Here is a 26,548-nt window from a genome sequence, read left to right as displayed (position 1 = left end):
CGCTGCCTAGGCTGCCTGCAGTTGAGGCGCTCGCCACACGCGCGGCAGCAGCACCCCGAGCATCAGCCCGCGCAGCGCCATAAACCCCAGCATCGACAACCACAGCCCGTGGTTGCCCCACAGCAGCTGCAGCGTGACAGACAAGCCCCAGAACGCGGCAGCCGCCACGGCCATCGTCACCAGCAGTTCACGTGTGCGCGTCGCGCCGATGAACACGCCGTCAAACTGGAAGCCCCATACCGACACGACGGGCAGCAGCGCCGCCCACACCAGATAGTGGCGCGCGGCTTCACGCACGGCAGGCTGATCGGTCAGCACGCCGATGATGCCGGCACCCGCCAGCGCGTACACGGCCGCAAAGAGCCCAGCGCCGAGCACCGACCAGAACGTTGACACGCGAACCGCCATGCGCAGCGCGGCGCGGTCCCGGGCGCCCATGGCGGCGCCCACCAGCGCTTCGGCGGCGTGCGCGAAACCGTCCAGCCCGTAGGCCATGAAGGTCAGGAAGTTGAGCAGCAGTGCGTTGGCCGCCAGCACCACATCGCCCTGCTTCGCGCCCGCGTGGGCAAACCAGCCGAAGGCGGCCAGCAGGCACAGCGTGCGCAGGAAGATGTCGGTGTTCAGGCCCATCAGCCGGCGCCAGGCGTCGCGGGCGAGCAGTTCGGCGCGCGTGAGCGGCGGCAAGCCCACGGGCCGTTGCAGCCAGAGCAGCAGCATGCCGAGCCCAAATCCGGCAATGTCAGCCAGCGCCGTTGCCGCGCCGATACCGCCCACGCCCATGCCGGCTCCCAGCACCAAGGTCAGCACTGCCACCATGTTCACGGTGTTGATGAAAACCTGGAGCAGCAAAGCGCGCCGCACCTGCTGGCGCCCAAGCAGCGTGCCGAGCACCACGTAGTTGGCCAGCGCAAACGGCGCCGACCAGATGCGCGTGTGGCAATACACCTCGGCCATGCGGGTGACGGATTCGCTCGCACCGAGCAGCGCCAGCGTGATGCGGATCGCCGGCACCTGCAGCACCAGCAATGTCGCCCCAATGGCAAATGCCAGCAGCAGCGCACGCACCACACTCGCGCGCAATGCCCGCGTGTCGCCCGCGCCGTGCGCCTGCGACACCAGCCCCGTGGTGCCCATGCGCAGGAAGCCAAACCCCCAGAACACGAAGTTGAAGAAGACCCCGCCCAGCGCCACGCCGCCAATGTATTCCGGGCCCGGCAGATGCCCAGCCACGGCGGTATCCACCGCCGAGAGGATCGGCTGCGTCAGGTTGGCCAGCACGATGGGAAATGCCAGCATCAGCACGCGCCGGTGCCACTGCGCAGGTGACGCAGGTGCAACCGAAGTGGCGAGAGAGGACTCCATGGGGAGAAAAAACTGCGAGGAACGATGAAAAAGGCGGTGCAACCGCTCACGATTTCGCTATCATTGCGCCCCATTGCGGGCTCCGGAATCGGGCGGCAAGTGCGGCACCCCGCACAACGTCGCCGACGACTATACGCGAATCCCCCCCGGAAGGCAGACACCGTGTTTTGCCTTTCATCGCGGCCGGACGGGTGCGGTTGATGCTACGCATCATCCGGCACACGCATGTCCTAGGCTGGTGACACCCACCACATGGGACGGCGGGCGACGCCCAAACAGCGTCGCCTCGGTAGAACTAAGCGGACTGGTAAGCAACCGCGATGCCCTGTCGAACTTCCGACTCGCCGGGGCGGAGACTCCTCTTGGAAAAAAACGTACAACGCAATCTCGGCGCCTGGGCATTGATGCTGACCGGGCTGGGCTCGATCATCGGCTCCGGCTGGCTGTTCGGCGCCGGCCACGCTGCAAAGGTGGCGGGCCCCGCTGCCATCTTCACCTGGATCATCGGCGCCGTCGTCATCCTGGCCATTGCCCTGACGTATTCCGAACTGGGCGCGATGTTCCCGGAATCCGGCGGCATGGTGCGCTATGCGCGCTACTCGCACGGGTCGCTGGTGGGCTTCGTGGCGGCCTGGGCCAACTGGATCGCCATCGTCACCGTCATCCCCATCGAGGCTGAGGCATCCATCCAATACATGAGCAGTTGGCCGTGGCCCTGGGCGCAGTCGCTGTTCCAGCACGGTGAGCTGACGCCGCCGGGGCTGGTCCTGTCGGCGGTGCTCGTCGTCGTGTACTTCCTGCTGAACTACTGGGGCGTAAAGGTGTTTGCCAAGGCGAACAACGCCATCACTATCTTCAAGTTCATCATTCCGGCCGCAACGGCGGTGGCGCTGGTTGCAGCGGGCTTCCACCCGGGCAACTTTGGTGGCAGCTCGGCCGCGAATGTGGCAGGACAGGGCTTTGCCCCGTACGGCTGGTCTGCAGTGCTGACCGCCATTGCCACCAGCGGCATCGTGTTTGCATTCAACGGCTTCCAGAGCCCGATCAACCTGGCGGGCGAGGCACGCAACCCAGGCCGCAACGTGCCTATCGCGGTGATTGGTTCGATCCTGCTGGCTGCGGTGATCTACGTGGCGCTGCAGGTGGCCTTCCTGGGTGCGGTGCCGCCTGAGTCGCTCGTCAATGGCTGGCACGGCATCGACTACCACTCGCCGTTCGCCCAGTTGGCGATCGCGCTGAACCTGAACTGGTTGGCCATCGTCTTGTACATCGATGCGTTCGTGAGCCCGTCGGGCACCGGCAGCACGTACATGGCCACCACCACGCGCATGATCTACGCGATGGAGCGCAACAACACCATGCCGGCCATCTTCGGTCGCGTGCACCCGCTGTTTGGCGTGTCGCGCCCGGCCATGTGGTTCAACCTGGCGGTGTCGTTCATCTTCCTGTTCTTCTTCCGTGGCTGGGGCGCGCTGGCTGCCGTCATCTCGGTGGCCACCGTCATCTCGTACCTGACTGGCCCGATCAGCGTGATGTCGCTGCGCCGCACGTCGCCGCAACTGCATCGCCCGCTGCGTCTGCCGGGGCTCTCGCTCATCGCGCCGTTCGCGTTTGTGTGCGCGTCGCTCATCCTGTATTGGGCCAAGTGGCCGCTGACGGGCGAGATCATCGTGCTGATGCTGGTGGCTCTGCCCGTGTACTTCTACTACCAGGCTAAGGCCGGCTGGCCCGACTTCAAGACGGAACTCAAGGGCGCGTGGTGGATGATCGCCTACCTGCCGACCATCGCTGCGCTGTCGTACTGCGGCAGCACGGAGTTTGGCGGCCACGGCTACATCCCCTACGGCTGGGACATGGGCATCGTGGCGGTGCTCTCGCTGTTCTTCTACCACTGGGGCGTGGCCAGCGGCTGGCACACGCGCTATCTGGATGAGGTCGAACACGTACATGACGACGTGCCAGCGCACGACACCAAGCGTGCGCCGCGCGCCGTGCCGCAACGCGCCTGACACCGCTGTTGTTCGCAAAAAAAAACGCCCGACCGGTTCTGCCGGCGGGCGTTTTTTCTTGCCTGCGCGCTGCCGGGATCTGCTCAGCTGTGTGCGCTAGACTGCGCCGCAACCCACCGGACTTTGCGTACAACCCAACGCCATTTCATTTGCCCATGACTCGACTCCTCGGCCTGCTCCTGATCGCGCTGTCCCTGAGCGCTTGCAGCAAGAAAGAAGAATCCGGCCCCAGCGGCGGCCTATCGCCCGCGATGACGGCTGCCGCGCCGGCGCCCGCCGAAAGCGCCAAGATGGCCGATCGCGCCGAGCAGCGCTTTCTCGCCTACGAGCACCGCGTCTCTTTGGAAGTCGACACCCCGCAGCTCGCGCGCCTGTACCGCGAGCTGCAGGACACCTGCGTGAATGAGGCCACATGGCACTGCACGGTCATGGACGCCATCATCCAGCTCGAACGCGACCAGCGCGGCGGCACCGCCCATCTGAACCTGCGCGCCAGCCCCGAGGGGGTCCGAGCCATGCGCAAACGCCTGACCGATAGCGGTGGCGTTGTCAGCCAGGGCACCCACGTGGACGACCTCGGCCAGCCGATTGCCGAAGTCGGCAAGCGCCTGGAGATGCTGAAGAATTACCGTGCAAGCCTGCTCGACCTGCAGCGCAAGGCGACCAAGGTGGAAGACCTGATCCTGATCGCAGAAAAGCTCGCGGAAACGCAATCGGAACTGGAGGCCGCCACTGGCCAGAACACGCACCTCATGGACCGCGTCAACCGCGAGGTGCTGTCAATCGACCTGAGCACGCGGCAGACGGCAGCGCGCAGCCTTTGGGCGCCCATCGGCAATGCCTTGCGCGAGTTCCTGCCCTCACTGGTGCGCGCCAGTGCGAGCGTGATTGAAGCGGCGGCCTATCTGTTGCCCTGGGGGATCGTGCTGTCGGTATTGGTGGCACTGTTCATCAAGCTGCGGCGCAAATGGCGCCAGCGCAAGACAGCCCAATGAGCCATCGCGCGGAGCGCTAGACCGTGGCCGGCTGACGTTGCGACTCAGCCGCCACCACGGGCGCACCTTGCACACGCTCCACCGCCTCGAACAGGGCGCGGATGTTTGCCGCGCCAAATCCGCGTGCGCCCTGACGCTCGATCAGTTCGAAAAAGAACACTGGCTCGGCCGTTCGGGACGGCGCCAGAAATGACTGCAACAAGAGACCATCGGCATCGCGGTCGGCCATGATGCCAAGCGCCAAGGCAGCGTCGCGCGGGACCGGGCAGTGCCCGATCCGCGCCAGCATGGCGTCGAACACTTCAGGCATGGAGCCCGCAAAGTTCACCTCGTGGCGTTTGAGTGCAAGGCTATGCGCCAACAATGCGGGCACACGCAGCGCCAGGTGCTGAATGCCCGCGCCGCCGTGCACGTCGACAAAGCGGTGCAGTTGCGTCGTCTGGCTGGTCGGTGTGGGCGCAGAGAGCACGAGCTTCACGCTGCCGCTGGCGTTCTGCAGTACCGTGTTGATCATGCCGAGACTGCGCGTCTGGATGTGCTCGGTTTGCGTGACATGCAGGCCAAAGCCCGCTTCGTAACGCGCAACCGTTGCGCCCATGGTTCCGCAAGGCAGGCACAGCGCGAGGTGGTCAAGCCCCTGCCTTCCATCGAAGGCGGCATCGCGGGCGACAGGGTCGCGCTCGACAAACGTGTGCGTGACATGGCCGATACCGCCCACGCGTGCCATGCGCACAGGGCGCTCCCCATGCGGCGTGGGCAGAACGCCCCAGTGCGGCGGTGCCAGATCGGCCGCGCCGGCACGCACTGCCCGGCGATGCGCGACATCAACGTCATCGACCCCGAACATCACATCATTGACGACGATTTCGTCGGCACGCGGCGCAGCGGCGCGACCTGGCTCGACCCGCAACCATGCATCGCCGCCCACCCGCCTCACACCGCTTGCGGGGGCCTGCAGCGTGCGCAGGAAATCGCCGGACCAGCTCGGTCCGCTGACCGATACCGATGCCACTGACGCTAGTGTCATGACCGTCTCCTGACGCCGCGCAGGCGTCGTCTTGGGTGATGGGTGATGAGTGATGGATGAAAACGGTTGGGGAAACCGTCCGCCGCTTCAGTATCGGAACGCGATCGCACCCGACAACTACGGGCCGGCGTATGCCAATGCGCCCGGTGGTGCCTGCAGGCACGGCTTCTCGGGGACACGCGTGGCGCGCGGCGGCAGGAACGCATCCGTCACCGCGGCCGACCATGCGTGCGGCCGGCGGACGATGCCGTGCCGGGCCAGCCACGCGGCGTAGCCCGACATGAGCGACGCATCGTGCCGGCCCCAAACGCCATCACTCAGCCACGTGGTCGACACCGCGCGCAACGATCGGGCAAGCGTGGTTCGCGGGAAATACGGGATCACGCGCTCGAACAGCGGCAGCGCACTGGCCGGATCTGCATGGGCTGCGGCAAACCCGCGCGAGGCGGCGGTCAGCAAACCGCTGACCACGCCTGCATTCCGCTCCAGCCAGCGCGCATCCGCAGCCAGCAGGTAGCTGTGATACGACGGTGCGCCGATCTCATCGATCGGCCACACCTGGCGCTGCGCATCAGGCAGGGATGAAGGCATTACGCCCTCCCACGCCCAGTAGCTGCCGAAGCTCGCATCGGCCGCGCCATCACGCAGTTCATCGAACGTCAGCTCGCGCACACCGGCGTCGACCAGTTTCACGGCATCGGGGTCGCCGCCATCTGCGCGAACGATGTCGGCCAGCAAGGCGCGCGCACGCACCGTGGGGTTGAGCGCCACACGGCGCCCGCAGAGATCGCGCGGGCGGGTGATGCCGCGCCCGCTCACCGAATGGATGGCTTCCAGGCTGCGCTGGTTGACGGCGGCCACACCGCAGACCGACTCGCCTGTCTCAAAACGGGCCAGCACACGCCGGGTCGGGCACACACCCAGATGCACATCGCCGCGCATGACGTGATCGAGCGTGTCGCCTCGGGCGTCGTCACGCACGACGATTTCCACGTCCAGCCCTGCACGCGCAAACCAGCCCTTGGCACGCGCGAGGTAAAACCCGGCAGCATTCGTCCACGGGTGAAAGTACTCAAGCATGAGGCGAACGTGCTGCATGGTGCGAACGGCCGATGGCCAAGTGGACAACGGCCCCAAGTGTGCGAGCCATGACCGCCACCGCGTACTACGTGGATTGTGCAAAAGGCGCGCGCGTCCTACGAAGCCATCACGGAAACTCGATGGAACCCCGTTGCCCAAGCAGTGCCGCAGTGGGCGCGCGAGCAGTAAGCCGGCTCTGCCGCAAGAGCTGGAAGTGCCGTGCTAGTCCGAAGCGGCCTTGATGAAATCGATGAACGCCCTGAGCGGCGCCGGAACAAGGCGCCGCCCCGGATAGTAGAGATACGGCCCCGGGAACGGCCGCCACCAATCCTCGAGCACGGGTTCGAGCGCACCGCTGGCAAGGTGTGGACGCAGCCAGTCTTCATAGAGATGGACAACGCCCACGCCGGCCAGGGCTGCGTCCACGACAAGATCGGTCGCACCCCCAATGCGAACGAGCAGCGGACCGGACGGTTCCACCCGAACCACTTCACCATCACGCTCGTATTCCCACGGCGGCATCGCACCGCTTGCAAACCTACCGCGCAGGCAAGCGTGGCCGAGCAGGTCGCGCGGATGGGCGGGCCGGCCGCGTCGATCGAGATAGCCGGGTGCCGCTGCCGTTGCGAACCGCTGGGACCGAGGCCCGATCGGGACGGCGATCATGTCCTGTTCGAGCCGCTCGTCATAACGGATGCCTGCATCGAAACCTGCAGCCAGGATGTCGACAAAGCTCTCTTCGGCCACGACCTCCAGCTGTATCTCGGGATAAGCGTCGAGAAAGCCCGGGATGATGGTGGGCAGCACAAGCCTCGCGGCGCTCATCGGCACATTGAGCTTCAGCGTGCCGGCGGGTCTTTCGCGAAAGCTGTTGACGACATCAAGCGCGGCTTCTACCTCGCTCAATGCGGGTCGCAGACGGCTCAGCAGACGCTGCCCCGCTTCAGTGGGTGAGACGCTGCGCGTCGTACGGTTCAACAGGCGCACACCGAGCTGCGTCTCCAACCGCCGCACCGCCTCGCTGAGCCCGGATGCGCTCGCGCCCATCAGCCTTGCACCTTCGCGGAAGCCCTTGGCCTGCGCCACCGCCACGAGGGCATTCAGATCACCCAGATCGACTTTCATTGTTCGCCCTTTCGTACAACCCGTGCGGATTATGTCCACTTATCGCGCACCGCGCTTGCGCCTACTCTGCCGTCATGCCCTTTTTCTTCGTCGATCTTCGACACAGGAGTGTGACCATGTCTCTCATCGTTCAGTCCGGCACGTTTTCCATCGGCGGCCACCAGGTGCACCGTCTCGGCTATGGCGCCATGCAGCTCGCCGGCCCGGGCGTCTTCGGCCCGCCCAAGAATCGCGACGCGGCGCTTGCCGTATTGCGCGAGGCCGTGTCCTCGGGCGTCAACCATATCGACACAAGCGATTTCTACGGCCCGCACATCACGAATCAGTTGATTCGCGAAGCGTTGCATCCGTATCGCGACGACCTGCTCATCGTCACCAAGATCGGTGCCCGGCGTGATGCGAAGGGCGCGTGGCTGCCGGCGTTTTCTGCGCAGGCGCTGACCGAAGCGGTGCACGACAACCTGCGCAACCTCGGCGTGGATGTGCTGGAGGTGGTGAACCTGCGGATCATGTTCGACACGCACGGCCCCGCCGAAGGATCGATCGAGGCGCCCCTCACGGTCCTGGCCGAACTGCAACGTCAGGGGATGGTGCGGCATATCGGGCTGAGCAACGTCACGGCCAACCAGATCGCAGAAGGACGGCGGATCTGCGAGATCGTCTGCGTGCAGAACCACTACAACCTCGCCCACAGAAACGACGACAGGCTGATCGACGCGCTTGCCCGCGACGGCATTGCGTATGTCCCGTATTTCCCGCTGGGCGGGTTCAGCCCGCTGCAGTCGTCCACGCTCAACGATGTCGCAGCGCGGCTTGGCGCAACACCAATGCAGACCGCACTCGCGTGGCTGCTGCACCGGTCGCCGAACATCCTGGTGATCCCGGGCACTTCGTCGGTCGCCCACCTGCGCGAGAACCTGGGCGCGGCGGCGATGACGTTGCCGGAAGATGCGATGCGCGAACTCGACGCCGTTGCACATGCCTCGCCCCAGGCGGCGTGATTCTGCGCATGGCGGCACCGCGCAATGTCAGCAGGACCTCGTCGATTTGGCTCAGAGGCTGCACTATCATTGCCGACGACCTGACTGCGCGGGACCATCATGGAGCTTCGGCATCTTCGGTATTTCATCGCTGTAGCCGAGCTGCGCAGCGTGCGGGCCGCTTCGGAGCAGTTGCACGTCACGCAGCCGGCCATCTCGCGCCAGATCCAGGACCTTGAAGACGCCATCGGCGCAGCGCTGTTCGAACGCACCCCACGCGGCCTGAAGCTGACGGCGGCAGGCACTGCATACCTTGATGAAGCGCGCGACATCCTCACGCGCGTCGATGCGGCAAACCGTCTGGCACGGCGCATTGCAGATGGCGTGCATGGCCAACTGCGGCTCGGCTTTGTCGAGAACGCCGCGTGGATCGGCATCGTCTCGCAGGCATTCAGCGCCTTCCAGCAGACCGCGCCCGACGTCGCGCTCGAACTGACGCCGATGAATACGCCGGAGCAATTTGAGGCGATTGCAGCGGGTCAGCTCGACGGCGGCTTCTGTTACCGCCTCGGCACGTTGCCGCAGGGCATCGCCGGCGTGCCCGTGCTGGAACAGAACGTCGTGCTGGCGGTGCCGCAGTCGTGGTCTCTTGGCAGCGAGGACGCGGTCCTCGCCAGCGAGCTTGCGGGCAGGCCATTCATCGCGTTTCCGCGCCGCATTTATCCCGCCTACTACGACCGGCTCCTGTCAGCCTGTGCCGAACGCGGACTCACGCTCGATATCCGCCAGGAAGCATCGACGGAAACCGCCATCTTGTCGCTCGTATCTGCCGGCATGGGTGCGGCCATCGTCAACGCCGCCAATCGTCATCGGCCACCCGCCCGCGTGCGCTTTGTCGAACTGCGCGATCTGTCGGTGCCGCTGCCGCTGGAATTCTGTTTCCTTTCGGCGCACACCAACGCGGCACTCCTGCGTTTTATCGCGCAGTTGCAGTAGACCCCCGGCGCGTTCCAAGAGCGATGCCTGCAAGGCATCGGCCGCCGCAGAAATCGGCATTGGCCGCGCTTTCCGGCGTCGGCGATAGTGAAGACACCTCGTCTTCACGCTTGCCGCCATGACAAATTCTGCCTCCCTCATCGCTACCGACATCGACTTCGAACGCGTCGGTTTCCAGACCGGAACGCTGCGCCTGCCGTGGTCACATGACCGCTCCGCCTACGGGCATATTCCGATCCCCATTGCGGTGTGCAATGCCGGCGCAGGGACCGGCCCGACCGTGCTGCTGACCGGCGGAAATCATGGAGACGAATACGAAGGCCCCGTCGCCCTGATGAAGCTGCTCCAGCAGCTGCCGTCGATGGCGATGCGCGGCCGTCTGATCGTGATTCCGGGCCTGAACTTCCCGGCCTTCATCAACGGCTCGCGCACCTCCCCGATCGACCGGGGCAACCTGAACCGTATGTTCCCGGGTGCGCGCAACGGGCAGCCGACCGAAATGATTGCGCACTATGTCGAGACCGAACTGCTGCCGCGTGCAGATATCGTGATCGACCTTCATGCCGGCGGTGCATCGTTCGATCACTTGCCCACGCTGCTGGCGTCCCCGCCGGCGCACGGTGAACAACGCGCGCTTTATCTGGAACTGGTGCGCGACTTTGGCGCACCGCACACCATGATCATGGATCTGCTTGGCGAAGACCGGACCTTCGCCGCTGCCGCTGAACGCCACGGCACGTTGTTCTTCTGCGGAGAGTTTGGCGGCCATGCCGGCTGCGACGCCGGCAACCTCGCGATCGTCGAAACCGGCCTGCAGCGCGTGCTCCATCGGCTTGGCGTGATGCCGGAACCGGCAGTGTCAGCGCCGAAGCAGACACGCTTCCTGCGCGTGGAAGGCGCGCGCCATTACGTGTACGCACCGCGTGCCGGTGTGTTCGAACCGACCTTCGCGCTGGGCGACCAGGTTCGCGCCGGGCAATTGGCAGGCCGCCTCTTCGACCCGCACCGCCCCTGGGCGGCGCCCGAGGACATCGCGTTCCGCGGCGACGGCACGGTCATGTGCATGCGCACGTTTGCACGCGTCGAACCGGGCGACTGCATCGCACTGCTCGCTACGGAAGCCAGTCTCGACTGAGCTGGCTGCCATTCGATTCACATCACGACATAACAAGACAAGACGGAGACCCATCATGCCCAGCCAAACCCTTTCAACAGAGCCGCCGGAGGACGCTGCGCCGCGCAGCATTGCTGGCAATGTCGGCCACCCCGCCTACATCGTCCTGCTGTTCTTCGTGTGCTTTGCGTTCTCGTACCTCGATCGGCAGGTCGTCAGCATTCTCGTGCAGCCGATCAAGCAATCCCTCTCGCTGACCGATACGCAGATCGGCCTGCTGCAAGGCTTTTCGTTCACCATGTGCTACGCCACGGCGGGCGTCTTCGTCGCCCGGCTCGTCGACCGGTCCAATCGCGTCAAGCTGATCGCCGCATGCATTGCCATCTGGGCCATCTCGACCACCGCGTGCGGTTTCGCGACGAATTTTCCGGAGCTGCTGGTCGCGCGTGCGGGCACTGCCATTGCCGAAGCGGCGTTAAGCCCCGCTGCGCTATCGATCTTCAGCGACATCTTTGCGCCGCGCCGGGTCGCACGTGCTAGCAGCATCTTCATGCTTGGGCCGTACGTGGGCGGCGGCCTGGCGTTGTTCGGTGGCGGCATGCTGCTCTCAGCGGCAGCAGCCGGTGGCGGAAATGCATGGCTTGCCGCGCACGACATCGCACCGTGGCAAGCGGTGTTCATTGCGGTCGGCCTGCCCGGGCTGGGGCTGGCCGCGCTGGTTGCGCTGACCGTGCGCGAGCCGCAGCGGCGTGAAGTGCTGGCCCACACTGCGCGCGCAGAAGACGAAGTGCCATCGCTCAGGGACGTGCTGAACGAGTTGTTCGTTCGTAACCGCTTCTGCCTCGCGTACTTTGCTGCGTACGTTGCGCTCATCACGCTGTTCTATTCGCACGCCGCATGGTTTCCGACACTGCTAATGCGCCGGTTTCATCTCGCGCCGAATGTGGTCGGTCAGATGGCGGCGCCCGCTTACATGATCGGTGGCATGCTGGGGGTCGCCTGCGCCGGCATGCTGGCCACGCGCGTCACCGACGAGACAGCGTTGCGGCGCGTACTGGGCTTTTCGGCATGCGCTGTTGCCGTGTTGGTGCCCGCAGCCATTGCGATGCCGCTCGTCAGCAACAGCGGCGTGGCGGTGCTGCTCTACGGCACGTGCGCGTTCGCGGCCAGCATTGCGATGGGCCTGGCGCCCGTGCCGCTACAGATTGCCATGCCCAACCGCATGCGCGGCCGGTCGCTTGCCTTGCTGGTGTTCATGACCAACGCCATCAGCGGGGGGGTCGGTCCGCTGTCGGTCGGTTACCTGAATGAGCGCCTGGGGCAAACTGGCAGCAGCCTGGGAATGGCACTTGCGGTGGTCGGCGGCGTGTCTGCGCTTGCCAGCGCGGTGCTTTACACGATCGCCACACGGCGGGTGCCGGCCGCCAACACTCGCTGATTTTCGGAGAACCGTCATGCTGGTGACATCCGCTTCCCCCATCCATCACGTTGGTGCCGCCACCATCACGCGCGTCGACGAGACCGATTTTGCGCTGCCACCGGAACGCCTGTTCCCGCTCTGGAATGAAGACGCGGGCCGCGCGATCGAAGAGCGCTTTGGCACCGAAAGCCTGGATTTGACCAACCGCCGGGTACCGCTGAAAACCCATCTGTGGGTCGTGCAGGCCGACGGGCTCACCATCGTGGTCGATACCGGCATCGGCAACGGCAAATCGCGCCCCTTCAACGCGTTGTTCGATCAGCTCGACAATCCCGTGCTCGAGCGGTTTGCGGCTGCGGGGTTTCGGCCGGAACAGGTCGACTACGTGCTGCTGACGCACCTGCATGTCGACCATGTCGGCTGGAACACGCATTGGCAGGACGGGCGATGGGTAACGGTCTTTCCCAACGCCACCTATGTGTTCGGCCAGCGCGAGCAGGACTTCTTCGCGATGCCGGAAGGCGAGCCGCGGCGGATGGTGTTTGAAGACAGTGTGCTGCCGCTGATTGAAGCCGGGCAGGCCCGCGCGGTGCGCGACGCGGGCGAAGAGATTCTTGACGGCATCCGCTTCGTGCCCACGTTCGGGCACAGCTTCGGCCATATGGCGATCGAGGTGCGATCGCGCGGCGAAACGGCGCTCTTCTCCGGCGACGTCATGCACAGCGCGATCCAGGTGTACCGGCCAGAATGGAACTCCGTGTTCTGCCTGGATCAGGCACAGGCGCGTGAGTCGCGGCGAAGGCTCTTGGACCGGGCGGCTGAAACCAATGCGACGGTCTTCGCCGCCCATTTTCCGGAAACGTCCGCGGGCAAGGTGCAGCGTTCAGGAGACGGTTTCAAATGGCGCTACGTGCGTAGGCAGGGCTAGCGCTACAAGCGTGCCCGCCACAAAGCCGGCGCAGCCCGACGGATCCTCAACCCGGCTGAGCCTGCAAAGCCAGCGCGGCAGCAGCCACGCGTGTTTCCACACCAAGCTTCTCGAAGATGTGCTCGAGGTGCTTGTTGACCGTACGCGGGCGCATACCGAGGATGTCGCCGATGTCGCGATTGGTCTTGCCGCGTGAAATCCACAGCAGCACCTCCGCCTCGCGCGCGGTCAGACGAAACCTTGCGCAGAGGCGATCGCTCACCTTGCGGTCGTCGTGCTCTTCCAACTGGATGACCCACGCGCTGTGCGGCGCCGGCCCAGCCAGCCTTGCAACCAGCCGCACGCCCTCGCCGTCCTCCGCCATCCGGCCGGCTTCGGGTGCGCCAACGGGTCCCACGCTCTGCGCCAGCCACTGCTGCAATACCGAGGGCAGCCGCTGCATGTCGCCGTGGTCCGGATAAAAGCGCGCAAACAACGGCGCGACCCGCGAACTGCGCCAGTGGATCTCGCCATGCACATCGGCCACCAGCGCCGCGCGGCCGCCCAGGCCAACGATTTCGTCTGCCTGCCGGTGCGCACGGGCGCGCTCCAGATGCGCGGCAACACGCGCCAGCACCTCTTCCGGGCGGATCGGCTTGGTGATGTAGTCGATTCCGCCGGCACGGAAGCCGCGCACAACATGCTCGCTCTCCGTCAGTCCCGTCATGAAGATCACGGGAATCTGCGCGTGGCGCGCATTGGCCTTGATGTGCTCGCAGGTCTCGAAGCCGCTGATGCCGGGCATGACGGCGTCCAGCAGGATGATGTCGGGGGTCAGACGCTCGATGCGATCCAGCGCGCTAGGGCCGTCCAGCGCCACCAGGACGGTGTAGCCGACCGCGTCGAGCGCATCGGACAGCAGCGCCAGATTGTCCGGCGTATCGTCAACGATGAGCACGACGCCGGAGCCCGCAGCGGCCGCACCGATCGCCTGCGAGGCCGATGGCATATGCAGCGCCGCAGCGCCGCCATGGTCAATCCACGCTGTGTTCATCTGAAGGGGCTCCTTTGAGCAACATATCCAGTTCCGTCAATCGGAATCGCCGCGCGGCCGAACGCACAGGTTGCAGCACGCCGGCAAGATCAGGATCGCGATGTTCGGCTTCATCCAGCAATTCGATGAGCCCGCGGATGTAGCCGATCTCGAGCAGCGGCCGCAACTGTGCGACCAGCTCTGCCGGCAGCGGCGCATGCGAGCGTGCTGGCGGCGGCGCTTCCTCAGCCGCTTCGCTGTCGACGATCCATTCGAGGTTGAGCAGCTCGCCCACTTTGTCGAGCAGATGCGGCAGGTGGACAGGCTTGGCAAGGTAGTCGTCGCAGCCGGCGGCGGCACCGCGTGCACGGTCACCGGCAAACGCATTGGCCGACAACACCAGGATCGGCGCCACACTGAGTGCCTGCTTGCGGATCAGCCGGCTGGCCTCGAAGCCGTCCATCGATGGCATCGAGACATCCATCACGATCAGGTCGACCGGCAAGGTGCCGAGCTGGCGCATCGCCTCGGGCCCGCTGGCGGCTTCGACGAGCGTGAAACCCAGCGGCGCGAGCGCGCCCACCACGATACGGCGCTGCTCGCGTTGGTCATCCACCACCAGCACGGTCCGCCGCGCACCGCGATAGCCGCTGACATGACGGATGCGGTCGACCGCGCGGGGCTCGCGCACCTCCGGCAGGAACAACCGCACGGTAAAGCGCGTGCCCTCGCCGGGCACACTGTCCACGCTCAGCTGGCCGCCCATCAGCGTGGTGAGCATGCGGCAGATGGTCAAACCGAGGCCAGCGCCGTTGTCCTGCGCGTGCGCTGCGGCGCCCCGCTCGAACGGCAGGAAGATGCGCTCCAGTTCATCCGAGGCAATGCCGATGCCGGTATCGAGAATCTCGAAGGTCGCCAGCTCACGCGCGTAGGCCACACGCAGCGACACCGTACCGCTGTCCGTAAAGCGCACCGCGTTGCCCAGCAGATTGATCAGGATCTGGCGCACGCGCTTCTCGTCCATGCGCACCGCATCGGGAATGCGGCCCACATGCTCCATGCGGAAGGCCAGTCCTTTTTCCGAGGCATGCGGTTCCATCATCGCTTCGATCTGCGTGAGGAACGCAGGAAACGCCACCTGGCTCACGTCGAGTTGCAGCTTGCCGGCCTCGATGCGCGCAACGTCTAGCAGCCCGTCGACCAGGGCCAAGAGGTGCTCGCCACTGCGGAATATGGTGGCAAGGCCCTCGCGGCGCGCAGGTGGAATCGACGCATCGCGCATCAGCAGTTGCGCATAGCCGAGGATGCTGTTGAGCGGCGTGCGCAGTTCATGGCTCAAGCCCGTCACGTAGCGGCTCTTGGCCCGGTTGGCAGACTCGGCGGCTTGCTTGGCCTGCTGCAGCATGGCGTCGGTCTTGCGGTGCGCTTCGATCTCGCGCATCAGCAGCATGGTCTGGCGGTTGGACTCTTCCTGCGCGACCTTGCGGCTTTCCTTGGCCAGCACCAGCCACCAGGCGCCCACGCAGCCGACCAGCGCCAGCGCGAAAAACGCCTTGATGTAACCGCGCGCCAGCAATTGCAACGGCGATTGGTCCGCGCTCAGGGTGACGGCGGTCTGGTAGTAGATCAGCGTCAACACGCCTGCCAGCAAGCCCAGCACGATCAGCAGCACGGCGGCGTACTGCGCCACGCGCACGTGCAGTCGCGGCAGTTCAGTGTTTGGAAACCAATGTCGCCAAGCCTGCGCGATTTGCGCAGACAGTCTGCCGTGCGGCTTACACGCGTCGCCGCAGCGCGCATCCAGCGAGCAACATAGCGAGCAGATGCTGCCAGCGTAGGCGGGGCACTGCGCCATGTCCTCCCGCTCGAACACGTTCTCGCAGATCACGCAGCGCATGGCGCCGGCGTGCGCATGTTCGGCGTCGGCGGGCGCGTGCACCTTGCGCGCGAGGTAGAACCGCCCGTGCGTGGCCACGGCGATGAGCGGCGCGCAGAGGAACGCCACGCCCAATGCGACGAACGGCGATAGCGCTTCCGTCACGGCACCGAACAACCCGAGGTGAGCGAGCGTCGCGACCACCGAGGCGATCAGCATGGCGCCCACGCCAACCGGATTGACGTCGTACAGGTAGGCGCGCTTGAACTCGATGTGTGCGGGGCTGTATCCCAAGGGCTTGTTGATGACAAGATCCGCTACGAGCGCGCCGATCCATGCGATGGCCACGTTGGCATACAGCGCCAGTACCTCGTTCAGTGCCTCGAACACGCCCAGCTCCATCAGCAGCAGCGCGATGAGCACGTTGAAGACCAGCCAGACAACACGCCCCGGATGACTGTGCGTGAGGCGCGCAAAGAAGTTGGACCACGCCAGTGAACCGGCGTAGGCGTTGGTGACGTTGATCTTGATCTGCGACACCACCACGAACAACGCCATGGCCGCCATCGCCAATGCAGGCGAGCCGAACACGTACTGATAGGCCACCAGGTACATCTGCGTGGGCTCCACGGCGCGCGCCGTGCCCACCTCGTGCTGAACGGCGAGGAAGACCAGAAAGGAGCCGCCCAGCATCTTCAGCGCGCCCGGCACCACCCAACCGGGCCCCGCCGCCAGCAGGGCCAGCCACCACTTGCCGCGGTTGGCGCGCGTCTTCTCGGGCAGAAAGCGCAGGTAGTCGACCTGCTCGCCAATCTGCACGATCAGCGCAAAGGCCACGGTGCAGCCGGCGCCAAAGGCCAGCAGGTTGAAATCGCGGCCCGATTCCGACAGGCCGCCAAAGCTCGGCCAGTCGGCAAAGGCGCGCGGATTGCGCAGCAGCACCGCAGCGTAGGGCAGCACCAGCAACACCAGCCACAGCACCTGGGTCCAGCTCTGCAGCTTGTTGATGGCCGTGACTCCGTGCGTCACCAGCGGGATGATCACCAGCGAACAGAGCACATAGGCGATGGGCAGCGGCAACCCGACGTAAAGCTGCACGGCCAGCGCCATGATGGCCGCCTCCAGCGCCAGGAAGATGAACGTGAAGGTGGCGTAGACCAGCGAGGTGACCGTCGAGCCGATGTAGCCGAAACCGGCACCGCGCGTGAGCAAATCCATGTCGACGCCGAAGCGCGCTGCGTAATAGCTGATCGGCAGGCCGGTCAGGAAGATCAGCACGCTCACCACCACGATCGCCCAGAACGCGTTGGTAAAGCCGTAGTTGATGGCGAGCGAGCCGCCAATGGCCTCCAGCGCCAGGAACGACGTGGCTCCCAGCGCGGTATTCGCCACGCGGAATTCCGACCATTTGCGGAATCCGCGCGGCGTATAGCGCAATGCGTAGTCTTCCAGCGTCTCGTCGGCGACCCACGTGTTGTAGTCACGACGGATCTTGACGATGCGCTGGGTGCCGGATTGGTGCACGAACGCTCCCCGTTTCGGTGAACCGCGCCTGAGCTTCATGCTCTAGGCGAGAAGGCGCGGCGGGCGATGCAAGTTCCGTTCCGCCCTCGCACTCGGCCGGTTCACCCTTGTGATGTCGTCGTGTTTTTGATTGCGGATGGCTGCGCCGCGCAATGCGGCCGCGCTGTACGTCGGTTGACGTATTCCGGCAATCGAGGCCCCCGCCTAGGCTTGCCTCCATGCCTGTTCACACCGACCACCATCCGCAACCGGGAGAAACCACGATGTCACGCCACCCCTCGCGCCTTCGGCGCCTCGCCTTGTGTCTTACCGTCATGCCACTGCTGGCGACGCCGCTTGCCACGCTCGCCCAGTCGCACCCGACCGCCAAGGTCAACACCACCAAGCTTGCCGTGACCGACACCGAGGTCACCGTGGGCCAACTGCATTCGGCTACCGGCACCATGGCGATCAGCGAGACAGGCTCGATCCAGGCCGAGCGCCTGGCCATCGACCAGATCAACGCCGCGGGCGGCGTGCTGGGCCGCAAGATCAAGATCATCCAGGAGGATGGCGCATCGGACTGGCCGACCTTTGCCGAGAAGGCAAAGAAGCTGCTCGAAGCTGACCGTGTCGCCACCGTGTTCGGCTGCTGGACCTCGGCGTCGCGCAAGGCCGTGCTGCCAGTGTTCGAGAAAGACAACGGGCTGCTGTACTACCCCACGTTCTACGAGGGGCTGGAACAATCCAAGAACGTGATCTACACCGGGCAGGAAGCCACGCAGCAGATCCTGGCCGGGCTGGATTGGGTGGCCAAGGAGAAGAAGGCCAAGACGTTCTATCTGGTCGGCTCCGACTACATCTGGCCGCGCACGTCGATGAAGATCGCGCGCAAGCACATCGAAAACGTGCTGCACGGCGAGGTGGTCGGCGAGGAGTACTACCCGCTCGGCAACACGCAGTTCGGCTCGCTGATCAACAAGATGAAGCTGAAGAAGCCCGACGTGATTTTCGCTGCCGTGGTGGGTGGTTCCAACGTGGCCTTCTACAAGCAGATGAAGGCCGCGGGCGTGACCGCCGACAAGCAGACACTGCTGACGCTGTCCGTCACGGAAGATGAGCTGCTCGGCATCGGCGGCGAGAACATGGCCGGCTTCTACGCCTCCATGAAGTACTTCCAGAGCCTGGACAACCCCAACAACAAGAAGTTTGTCGAGGCCTTCAAGGCCAAGTACGGCGCGAAGGCTGTCATCGGCGACGTCACGCAGGCGGCTTACCTCGGCCCGTGGCTGTGGAAGGCGGCGGTGGAAAAGGCCGGCAGTTTTGACGTCGACAAGGTGGTCGCGGCCTCGCCCGGCATCGAGCTGAACACCGCGCCGGAAGGCTACGTGAAGGTGCACGCCAACCACCACCTGTGGAGCAAGACGCGCATCGGGCAAGTGCAGACGGACGGCCAGTTCAAGGTCGTCTACGAATCGGGTCTGATCGAACCGAATCCGTTCCCGAAGGGTTACCAGTAACCCGCCGCAGACGCGGTCCGGCCGCAGCACGGTTTGCAAGCCGGACGGACCGCTTCCCACCGCATCCATCGTCTTCGTGGAGCCGCCATGACCTCGTTGTCGGAATTCGGGGCGATCTTCGCCATGCAGGGCTTCAACGGCCTGTCGTTCTTCTGCGTGCTGCTGCTGATGGCACTGGGCCTGGCCATCATCTTTGGGCAGATGGGCGTGATCAACATGGCCCATGGCGAGTTCCTCACCATCGGCGCCTACACCACGTACCTGCTGTCGACGCTCACCGCCAGCTACGCGCCGGCACTGCAGCCTTACTACTTCTTCGCGGCCGTGGTGCTGTCGTTCGTCCTGGCAGCGGCTATCGGTTACGTAGTCGAGCGGTTGATGATCTCGCGGCTCTACAACCGCCCGCTCGACACGCTGCTCGCCACCTGGGGCCTGAGCCTGGCCATGCAGCAGGCTTTCCGCTCCATCTTTGGCGCCAAGGAGGTCAGCCCCACGCTGCCGGACTGGCTGATGGGATCGTTCTCGCCAGGCGGCGGCATCGATATCCCGATCAACGGCCTGTTCGTGATGGCCCTGACCACGCTGCTGACCGGTGCGCTGTTCCTCCTGCTGTTCCGCTCCCGCTGGGGCCTGCAGGTGCGTGCCACGGTGCAGAACCGCGTGATGAGCGGTGCGGTCGGCATTGACACGCGGCGCGTGGACCGCATGACGTTCGCACTCGGTTGTGGCGTGGCCGGGGTGGCGGGCGCAGCGTTCACCACCATCGGTTCGACCGGCCCGACATCGGGGTCGCTGTACATCGTCGACACCTTCCTGGTGGTCGTGTTCGGTGGCGCGCAAAGCCTGCTGGGCACCATCGCGTCGGCCTTCACCATCGCCCAGACGCAATCGACCACCGAGTTCTTCCTCACAGGCTCGATGGCCAAGGTGCTGACGCTCTCGGCCGTGATCCTGATCCTGATGATGCGGCCCCAGGGGCTGTTCTCGGTCAAGGTCCGCAAATAAGGAGTCCGACATGAACCCCACGCTTCATTCATGGCTAGAGCGCAAGCGCGACTGGCTCGGCCTGGCCGTACTCTGCGCCGTCATCTTCGTCGTCATGCCGCTGGCGTTTGATGTATTCCGCCTGAACCTGATCGGCAAGTACCTCAGCTACGCCTTCGTGGCCGTCGGCCTGGTGCTGTGCTGGGGCTACGGCGGCATCCTGAGCCTGGGCCAGGGCGTGTTCTTCGGGCTCGGCGGCTATTGCATGGCGATGTTCCTCAAGCTCGAAGCATCCGACCCCGTCAGCACCAAGATCCAGTCCACGCCCGGCATTCCCGACTTCATGGACTGGAACCAGCTGACCGCCCTGCCGTTGTTCTGGGAGCCGTTCCGCCACTTCGGCTTCGCGGTGGTCGCGGTGGTGTTGGTGCCCACGCTGCTTGCACTGCTGATCGGCATCGCCATGTTCAAGCGCCGCGTGGGCGACGTGTATTTCTCCATCGTCACGCAGGCCATCGCGGCGATCCTGTCGATCCTCATCATCGGGCAGCAGGGCTGGACGGGCGGCGTCAACGGCATCACCGACCTGAAGACGCTGCTCGGCTGGGACATCCGCACCGACTCCGCCAAGCTGATCCTGTACTTCGTCACCGCCGGCCTGCTGGTGGGCTGCATCGTGCTCGGCCGCTTCATCCTGCGTTCCAAACTCGGCCGCCTGCTGATGGCGATGCGCGACAAGGAAGAGCGCGTGCGCTTTTCCGGTTACGACGTCGCCAGCTTCAAGGTGTTCGTGTTCTGCGTGGCGGCGGCCATGTCGGCCATCGGCGGGGCGATGTTCACGCTGCAGGTGGGCTTCATGTCGCCGTCGTTCGTCGGCATCGTGCCGTCGATCGAGATGGTCATCTATGCCGCGGTGGGCGGTCGCCTCTCGCTGCTGGGCGCGGTGTACGGCACGCTGCTCGTCAATTTCGGCAAGACGTATTTCTCTGAGTCCTTCCCGCAGCTGTGGCTGTTCCTGATGGGCGGCCTGTTCATTGCAGTGGTCATGTACTTCCCCAACGGCCTGGCCGGCCTGTACGACAGCCACGGCCGCAAATGGATCGCACGGCTGCTGCAAGGCCGCCGCACGGCGGCAAAACCGGCGCCCAGCGCCACCGCGCAAGGCTAAACGAGGAGCCCACCATGACCCAACCGATCGGCGTGGAAATGCCCAAGCCCGTGCTGGCGATCGAAGACCTGACGGTGTCGTTCGATGGCTTCAAGGCGGTGGACAGCCTGAACCTGTATGTCGACCGCAACGAAGTGCGCGTGGTGATCGGCCCCAACGGCGCGGGCAAGACCACGGTGCTGGACCTGATCTGCGGAAAGACGCGCGCCACCTCCGGCAGCATCCGCTTCAACAACCTGGAGCTGACGAAAATGCGCGAGCACGACATCGTGCGCTCGGGCGTCGGCCGCAAGTTCCAGACCCCCTCCATCTACGAAAACCTGACGGTGTTCGAGAACCTGGAGATGTCGTTCCCGCGCGGGCGCAAGGTGCTCGGCGCACTCGCCTTCCGCCGCACGCCCGACGTGGTGGAACGCGTAGAAGCGGTGGCCCGCGACATCTTCCTGAACGAGCTGCTGCACCAGCAGGCGGACCTGCTCTCGCACGGGCAAAAGCAATGGCTTGAGATCGGCATGCTGCTCATGCAGGAGCCGGAACTCGTGATGCTCGATGAACCCGTGGCCGGCATGAGCGTGTCGGAACGCGAGAAGACAGCCGAACTGCTCGGCCGCATCAGCCAGGGGCGGTCGGTGCTCGTCATCGAGCACGACATGGAGTTCGTCAAGAGCATCGCCCACCGCGTGACCGTGCTGCACCAGGGCAAGGTGCTGGCCGAAGGCAGCATGGATGCGGTGCAGGCCGACCCGAAAGTCATTGAAGTCTATCTGGGCCATTGAGCCCCGGAGCCGCACATGTTCAACGTGACCGACCTCGTTTCCGGATACGGCCAGAGCCAGGTGCTCCATGCCCTCAACCTGCAGGTGGCACCGCAGGAGATCGTGGCCGTGATGGGCCGCAACGGCATGGGCAAGACCACGCTGTTCAAAACCCTGATGGGCATTCTTCCGACGCGCTCGGGCAGCGTGTCGATCGACGGCCAGGAACTGACGGCCCTGCCCTCGTTCCAGCGCGTGGCGCGCGGCATCGCCTACGTGCCGCAGGGCCGCATGATGTTCTCGAGCATGACGGTGCTGGAGAACATCCAGACCGGTCTGCCGGCGTCTGCCGGCGGGCGCGTCCCGGACGAACTGTATGCGCTGTTTCCCGTTCTGTACGACATGCGCGGGCGCAAGAGCGGGAACCTGTCGGGCGGCCAGCAACAGCAGCTCGCCATTGCGCGTGCATTGGCCACCAACCCGAAGGTCCTGCTGCTGGACGAGCCGACCGAGGGCATCCAGCCGTCGATCATCAAGGACATCGCACGGGCGCTGAAGGAGATCCGCAAGCTGCGCCAGCTCACCATCGTCGTGTCGGAACAGGTGCTCAGCTTCACCCTTGATATTGCCGACCGCTTTCTCGTCATCGACAAAGGGCGCTTCGTCTACGAAGAAACGCGCGACAAGGTCGATGCCGCCACCATCAGCCGATACCTCTCGGTTTGACCCACCTCACACCATAGGAGCAAGCATGCGTCACGGGGACATTTCAAGCAGCCAGGACTGCGTTGGCGTGGCCGTCGTCAACTACAAGATGCCGCGCCTGCACACGCGCGCCGAGGTGCTGGAGAACGCGCGCAACATCGGCCGGATGCTGGTCGGCATGAAGCAAGGTCTGCCCGGGCTGGACCTCGTGGTGTTTCCCGAATACTCCACGCACGGGATCATGTACGACGCCGCCGAGATGTACGAGACGGCGGCCACCATCCCCGGCGACGAGACCGCCATTTTTGCCGCGGCATGCCGCGAAGCGAAGGTGTGGGGCGTGTTTTCGCTCACCGGCGAGCGTCATGAAGACCACCCGAACAAGGCGCCCTACAACACGCTCATCCTGATGAACGACCAGGGTGAAATCGTGCAGAAGTACCGCAAGATCATGCCGTGGTGCCCCATCGAAGGGTGGTACCCCGGCGGCTGTACCTACGTATCGGAAGGCCCCAAGGGCCTGAAGATCAGCCTGATCATCTGCGACGACGGCAACTACCCCGAGATCTGGCGCGACTGCGCGATGAAGGGCGCTGAGTTGATCGTCCGCTGCCAGGGATACATGTACCCGGCCAAAGAGCAGCAGGTGATGGTGTCCAAAGCCATGGCGTGGATGAACAACGTCTACGTGGCGGTCGCCAATGCGGCCGGTTTCGACGGCGTGTATTCGTATTTCGGGCACTCGGCCATCGTTGGATTCGACGGCCGCACGCTGGGCGAATGCGGCACCGAAGAGATGGGCATCCAGTACGCCGAGCTGTCGGTCGGGCTGATCCGCGATGCGCGCAAGCACCTGCAATCGCAAAACCATCTTTATAAGCTGCTGCACCGCGGCTACACCGGCACCATCAACTCCGGAGAAGCACCGGAAGGCGTGGCCGCCTGCCCATTCGATTTCTACAAGACCTGGGTGAACGATCCGGCCGCCGCGCGCGCGCAGGTCGAGGCACTCACCCGCCGCACCGCCGGCACGCCCGAATGCCCCATCGATGGCATCCCCCACGCCTGACGCCACTTCCCTGAGGAGAAACCACCATGCAGCATTTCAAGATCCAGCCCGGCAAGCCGCTGGCAGAGCAGGCCGAACTCGGCCACAACCGCTGGCATCCGGACATCCCGTTCCTTTCCAAGGTCAAGCCCGGCGAAGAGATCATCATCGAATCGCTGGATTTTCTCGATGCTCAGATCCGCGACGACGACAAGGTCGACGACGTGCGCAATGTCGACCTGACGCGCGCGCATCCGCTCACAGGGCCCTTCTACATTGAAGGCGCGGAGCCGGGCGACCTGCTGGTGGTGGACCTGCTCGACATCAAGCCCGTCACGCCGATCGGCTTTTCTGGCGTGTTCGCAAAATCCAACGGCGGCGGCTTCCTGGCCGATTACTTTCCCGATGCCGACAAGGCCATCTGGGACTTGAAAGGCGTCTATGCCACGTCACGCCATATTCCCGGGGTCCGGCTGGCCGGCCTGACGCACCCTGGGCTGATGGGCTGCCTGCCCTCCCGCGAACTGTTGGACGAATGGAACCGCCGCGAAGCACCGCTGGCCGCCAAGGGCCTGGCCCAGCCGCCCGACCCGCGCACCGCAGTGCTGCGCGGCGTTTCCGGCGCGGAATTCGATCGCATGGCAGGCGAGGCTGCGCGCACGGTGCCGCCACGCGAGCACGGCGGCAACACCGACATCAAGGACCTGTCGATCGGCACCCGCATTTTTTTCCCGGTGTACGTCAAGGGCGCCGGCTTCTCGATGGGCGACCTGCATTTCTCCCAGGGCGACGGCGAAATCGGCTTCTGCGGTGCGATCGAAATGGACGGCGCCACGCGCGTCGGCTTCGACCTCATCAAGGGCGGCATGGCCAAGTACAACCTGAGCGCGCCGATCTTCATGCCCAGCCCCGTCAAGCCGCGCTACGACCAGTGGCTGACCTTCGAGGGCATCAGCGTAGAAAACGGCACCAACTACTATCTGGATGCCACCGTCGCCTATCGGCAAGCGTGCCTGAAGGCCATCGACTACCTCACGCACTTCGGCTTCACCGCCAGCCAGGCCTACATGCTGCTGACGGCTGCGCCGGTGGAGGGACGCATCGGCGGCATTGTCGACATCCCGAACTGCGCCTGCACGGTGTCGATTCCCACGGCGATCTTCGATCAGGACATCACCCCCAAGGGCATGCTGAACGACAAGTCGCACTGGGGCCGCAAGCCCGACTGACGCTGAGGGTCAATATGCGCCGGCCATGGCCGCACCGCTACGGCCGGCGCTGCAACGGAGGCATTCATGCCGCTATACGACATCCGCTGTACCGCTTGCGACGGCATTTTCGAACGGCTGATTCCGGCTGCGAAACTGCACGCGCCCACACCCTGCCCCTATTGCGACGAAGACACACCCGCCGCGCCAATGCCGACCGGGGGGCGCGTTGCATTGAAGTCAGTTTCACGCTGGCAACCCAGTTCGCTGCATGAGCAACTGGCGGGCAAACCAATCACCGGGCCAGGCAGCGCAGGGGGCTCCGGCCGCCGCAACAGCGTCCTCCATGTCTGCGGCGGAAAGCACTGTTCGATCTGCGGCGTGTGAGCCCAGACGCTGGCGCCTGATGGTGGCCTCTTGCACGCACAGCAACGCGCACCTAAGGCGCCTGCGTGACCGGCAGACGCCTCGGGTTGCGCAAGCGGGCGGCTTACGCTGCTGCCTTCAAACCTTCCATCGCCTCGCGCACATACGCGATCAGGTCCGGGCCCATCCACGGGCTGGCGGATAGTTCGGGCTCCCGCTCCATCGCCAGGCGCACCTTCGCCTGCGTCTGCGGATCGTCTCCCGCATATGAGCGGAACAATTCGATCCAACGCCGCGCAAGCTGCTGCATGGCAGGCGCATGCGCCGGCGTGCCCTTGGCCAGATGCTGCCGCACCTCTGCAATCAGGGTCGGCCACTCGTTGGCGCGTTTGCCGAAGTTCTCGCGCATGAACTGCAGCTCTTGCGCCGACAGATATTTCGCGTAGATCGCCAGCTTGCTTTCGTTGGCCGCCTCCATGATGAAGTCGAGCATCTCCAGGCTGATTCCGGTGCGCTCCTGCAACGCCGGCTCGTTGATGTGCATCGTGTGCAGCTTGGCCGTAAGGACCGGGTCCAGCGCCGCGTCCTGCGCGAGCAGCGCCATCCATTGCTTGGCGAGCGCTTGCGCCTCGCTGCTGCGTGAGGCCACCTGGCGCGTCATCGCATCCTGCACGGTCGACACCAGCGCCGCCCACCGTTCATGACGCGCCGTATCGGCGTCCATGCGTTCGGCGCGGGCACGTTCTTCCTGCGAAAGATATTTGTCGTACATGGTCATCCATTCCAAGGTTGTGAGCCACTCGGTCAATTCGGGCTCCTCCTCGCGCACGAGCTGGCCGTGCAGCCGCGACAGCCGATCGCGCAGCACGCTGGCCTGCGTGATCTGCTGATCGAGCATCGCGATCTGCCGTTCCACGATCGTGGTAAAGGGGATGTCCGGATTGGCCAGGAAAGCCCCGACATCGGCCAGCGACATGCCGAAGCGCCGCAACGCCTGGATCTTGTGCAGGCGGGCGACGTCAGCCTTGTCGTACAGCCGGTAACCGCTGTCGGAGCGGGCCGAAGGCGTGAGCAGGCCGATGGTGTCGTAGTGATGCAGCATGCGCACCGAGAGGCCGCAGCGTTTGGCGAGATCGCCCACTTTCAACAACATGGTGGCTCCTGTCTTCTGGCTTGGACACAGGCTAGGACCTCACACAATGTGAGGGTCAAGCACGGCGTGAATGGACGGCAATAGGCAGCGCCCCGTGAAGACGCAGGCGCATCCTGCATTCTGAACCAGGCCCCTCTGTGGTGGGGAACATGCCCCGCGAACCCGCGCGGCTGCGTGCGTCACAAAAAGTTCATTCAACTCTGTGTTCAGCGGG

Annotated in this window: 22 protein-coding genes; 15 read left to right on the top strand and 7 right to left on the bottom strand. The window is 65.0% G+C overall.

The features are described from left to right. Positions 1-6: 6 nt before the first annotated feature. A complete protein-coding gene (locus tag BM136_RS05880; RefSeq protein ID WP_092970975.1) occupies positions 7-1,362 on the bottom strand; it encodes an MATE family efflux transporter in 1,356 nt (451 codons plus the stop codon). Between the two features lie 362 nt (positions 1,363-1,724). On the opposite strand from BM136_RS05880, the gene BM136_RS05875 reads away from it, so the two are divergent. Together BM136_RS05875 and BM136_RS05870 are read left to right on the top strand one after the other, a co-directional pair. Further along, positions 1,725-3,371 (top strand): APC family permease, encoded by a 1,647-nt coding sequence (locus BM136_RS05875; protein WP_092970974.1) that lies wholly within the window; start codon positions 1,725-1,727, stop codon positions 3,369-3,371. A 155-nt stretch (positions 3,372-3,526) separates the two neighbouring features. Continuing rightward, positions 3,527-4,366: a DUF4349 domain-containing protein gene (locus BM136_RS05870; protein WP_092970973.1), complete on the top strand. Its 840-nt coding sequence runs from the start codon at positions 3,527-3,529 to the stop codon at positions 4,364-4,366. 16 nt (positions 4,367-4,382) lie between these two features. On the opposite strand, the gene BM136_RS05865 is transcribed toward BM136_RS05870, so the two are convergent. The 3 genes from BM136_RS05865 to BM136_RS05855 all read right to left on the bottom strand — a co-directional run bounded on the left by BM136_RS05865 (position 4,383) and on the right by BM136_RS05855 (position 7,598). Then, positions 4,383-5,393, bottom strand: coding sequence for a VOC family protein (locus BM136_RS05865; RefSeq protein ID WP_092970972.1), 1,011 nt, complete (start codon positions 5,391-5,393; stop codon positions 4,383-4,385). Between the two features lie 117 nt (positions 5,394-5,510). Next, a complete protein-coding gene (locus BM136_RS05860) occupies positions 5,511-6,491 on the bottom strand; it encodes an ABC transporter substrate-binding protein (protein ID WP_092970971.1) in 981 nt (326 codons plus the stop codon). Positions 6,492-6,695: 204 nt separating this feature from the next. Continuing rightward, positions 6,696-7,598 carry a LysR family transcriptional regulator gene (locus tag BM136_RS05855; RefSeq protein WP_092970970.1) on the bottom strand — a complete coding sequence of 301 codons (903 nt, stop codon included), beginning with the start codon at positions 7,596-7,598 and terminating at the stop codon, positions 6,696-6,698. A gap of 116 nt (positions 7,599-7,714) precedes the next feature. Between BM136_RS05855 and BM136_RS05850 the strand changes: the two genes are divergently transcribed. From BM136_RS05850 to BM136_RS05830, 5 genes are all read left to right on the top strand, one after another. Further along, a complete protein-coding gene (locus tag BM136_RS05850) occupies positions 7,715-8,599 on the top strand; it encodes an aldo/keto reductase family oxidoreductase (protein WP_092970969.1) in 885 nt (294 codons plus the stop codon). A 99-nt stretch (positions 8,600-8,698) separates the two neighbouring features. After that, the gene (locus tag BM136_RS05845; protein WP_092970968.1) at positions 8,699-9,574 is read left to right on the top strand and encodes a LysR family transcriptional regulator; all 876 of its coding nucleotides are present in this window, start codon (positions 8,699-8,701) and stop codon (positions 9,572-9,574) included. Positions 9,575-9,692: 118 nt separating this feature from the next. Then, positions 9,693-10,709, top strand: coding sequence for a succinylglutamate desuccinylase/aspartoacylase family protein (locus BM136_RS05840; RefSeq protein WP_092970967.1), 1,017 nt, complete (start codon positions 9,693-9,695; stop codon positions 10,707-10,709). A 55-nt stretch (positions 10,710-10,764) separates the two neighbouring features. Then, the gene (locus BM136_RS05835) at positions 10,765-12,126 is read left to right on the top strand and encodes an MFS transporter (protein WP_092970966.1); all 1,362 of its coding nucleotides are present in this window, start codon (positions 10,765-10,767) and stop codon (positions 12,124-12,126) included. Positions 12,127-12,142: 16 nt separating this feature from the next. Further along, positions 12,143-13,036 carry an MBL fold metallo-hydrolase gene (locus BM136_RS05830; protein WP_092970965.1) on the top strand — a complete coding sequence of 298 codons (894 nt, stop codon included), beginning with the start codon at positions 12,143-12,145 and terminating at the stop codon, positions 13,034-13,036. Positions 13,037-13,082: 46 nt separating this feature from the next. On the opposite strand, the gene BM136_RS05825 is transcribed toward BM136_RS05830, so the two are convergent. Together BM136_RS05825 and BM136_RS05820 are read right to left on the bottom strand one after the other, a co-directional pair. Beyond that, positions 13,083-14,069: a response regulator transcription factor gene (locus BM136_RS05825; RefSeq protein WP_254775620.1), complete on the bottom strand. Its 987-nt coding sequence runs from the start codon at positions 14,067-14,069 to the stop codon at positions 13,083-13,085. Then, positions 14,050-17,448, bottom strand: a complete 3,399-nt coding sequence (locus BM136_RS05820) for a hybrid sensor histidine kinase/response regulator (RefSeq protein ID WP_092970964.1) — start codon at positions 17,446-17,448, stop codon at positions 14,050-14,052. Before BM136_RS05820 ends, BM136_RS05825 begins: the two co-directional genes overlap by 20 nt. A 314-nt stretch (positions 17,449-17,762) precedes the next feature. Between BM136_RS05820 and urtA the strand changes: the two genes are divergently transcribed. The 8 genes from urtA to BM136_RS05780 all read left to right on the top strand — a co-directional run bounded on the left by urtA (position 17,763) and on the right by BM136_RS05780 (position 25,202). Continuing rightward, positions 17,763-18,947: an urea ABC transporter substrate-binding protein gene (urtA, locus tag BM136_RS05815; protein ID WP_254775641.1), complete on the top strand. Its 1,185-nt coding sequence runs from the start codon at positions 17,763-17,765 to the stop codon at positions 18,945-18,947. A gap of 87 nt (positions 18,948-19,034) precedes the next feature. Further along, positions 19,035-19,952, top strand: coding sequence for an urea ABC transporter permease subunit UrtB (urtB, locus tag BM136_RS05810; protein ID WP_092970962.1), 918 nt, complete (start codon positions 19,035-19,037; stop codon positions 19,950-19,952). A 10-nt stretch (positions 19,953-19,962) separates the two neighbouring features. Continuing rightward, positions 19,963-21,099 carry an urea ABC transporter permease subunit UrtC gene (gene urtC, locus BM136_RS05805; protein WP_092970961.1) on the top strand — a complete coding sequence of 379 codons (1,137 nt, stop codon included), beginning with the start codon at positions 19,963-19,965 and terminating at the stop codon, positions 21,097-21,099. Between the two features lie 14 nt (positions 21,100-21,113). Beyond that, entirely contained in the window at positions 21,114-21,875 is a 762-nt protein-coding gene (gene urtD, locus BM136_RS05800; RefSeq protein WP_092970960.1) for an urea ABC transporter ATP-binding protein UrtD, read from the top strand. 15 nt (positions 21,876-21,890) lie between these two features. Beyond that, positions 21,891-22,580: an urea ABC transporter ATP-binding subunit UrtE gene (gene urtE, locus BM136_RS05795; RefSeq protein ID WP_027679771.1), complete on the top strand. Its 690-nt coding sequence runs from the start codon at positions 21,891-21,893 to the stop codon at positions 22,578-22,580. 25 nt (positions 22,581-22,605) lie between these two features. Next, complete coding sequence (locus BM136_RS05790) at positions 22,606-23,628, top strand: aliphatic amidase (RefSeq protein ID WP_092970959.1); 1,023 nt, start codon at positions 22,606-22,608, stop codon at positions 23,626-23,628. Positions 23,629-23,654: 26 nt separating this feature from the next. Beyond that, on the top strand, positions 23,655-24,836 hold the full coding sequence (gene fmdA / locus BM136_RS05785) for a formamidase (protein WP_092970958.1): 1,182 nt from the start codon (positions 23,655-23,657) through the stop codon (positions 24,834-24,836). Positions 24,837-24,902: 66 nt separating this feature from the next. Next, positions 24,903-25,202 (top strand): FmdB family zinc ribbon protein, encoded by a 300-nt coding sequence (locus tag BM136_RS05780; protein ID WP_092970957.1) that lies wholly within the window; start codon positions 24,903-24,905, stop codon positions 25,200-25,202. Positions 25,203-25,305: 103 nt separating this feature from the next. Here the strand turns inward: BM136_RS05780 and BM136_RS05775 are convergent, their stop codons facing one another. Then, complete coding sequence (locus tag BM136_RS05775) at positions 25,306-26,334, bottom strand: MerR family transcriptional regulator (RefSeq protein WP_092970956.1); 1,029 nt, start codon at positions 26,332-26,334, stop codon at positions 25,306-25,308. Positions 26,335-26,548 lie beyond the last annotated feature (214 nt).

Origin of the sequence: Ralstonia sp. NFACC01 (genome assembly GCF_900115545.1) — a bacterium.
Lineage (GTDB): Bacteria > Pseudomonadota > Gammaproteobacteria > Burkholderiales > Burkholderiaceae > Ralstonia > Ralstonia mojiangensis.
This window is presented reverse-complemented; position numbering and strand designations above follow the sequence as displayed.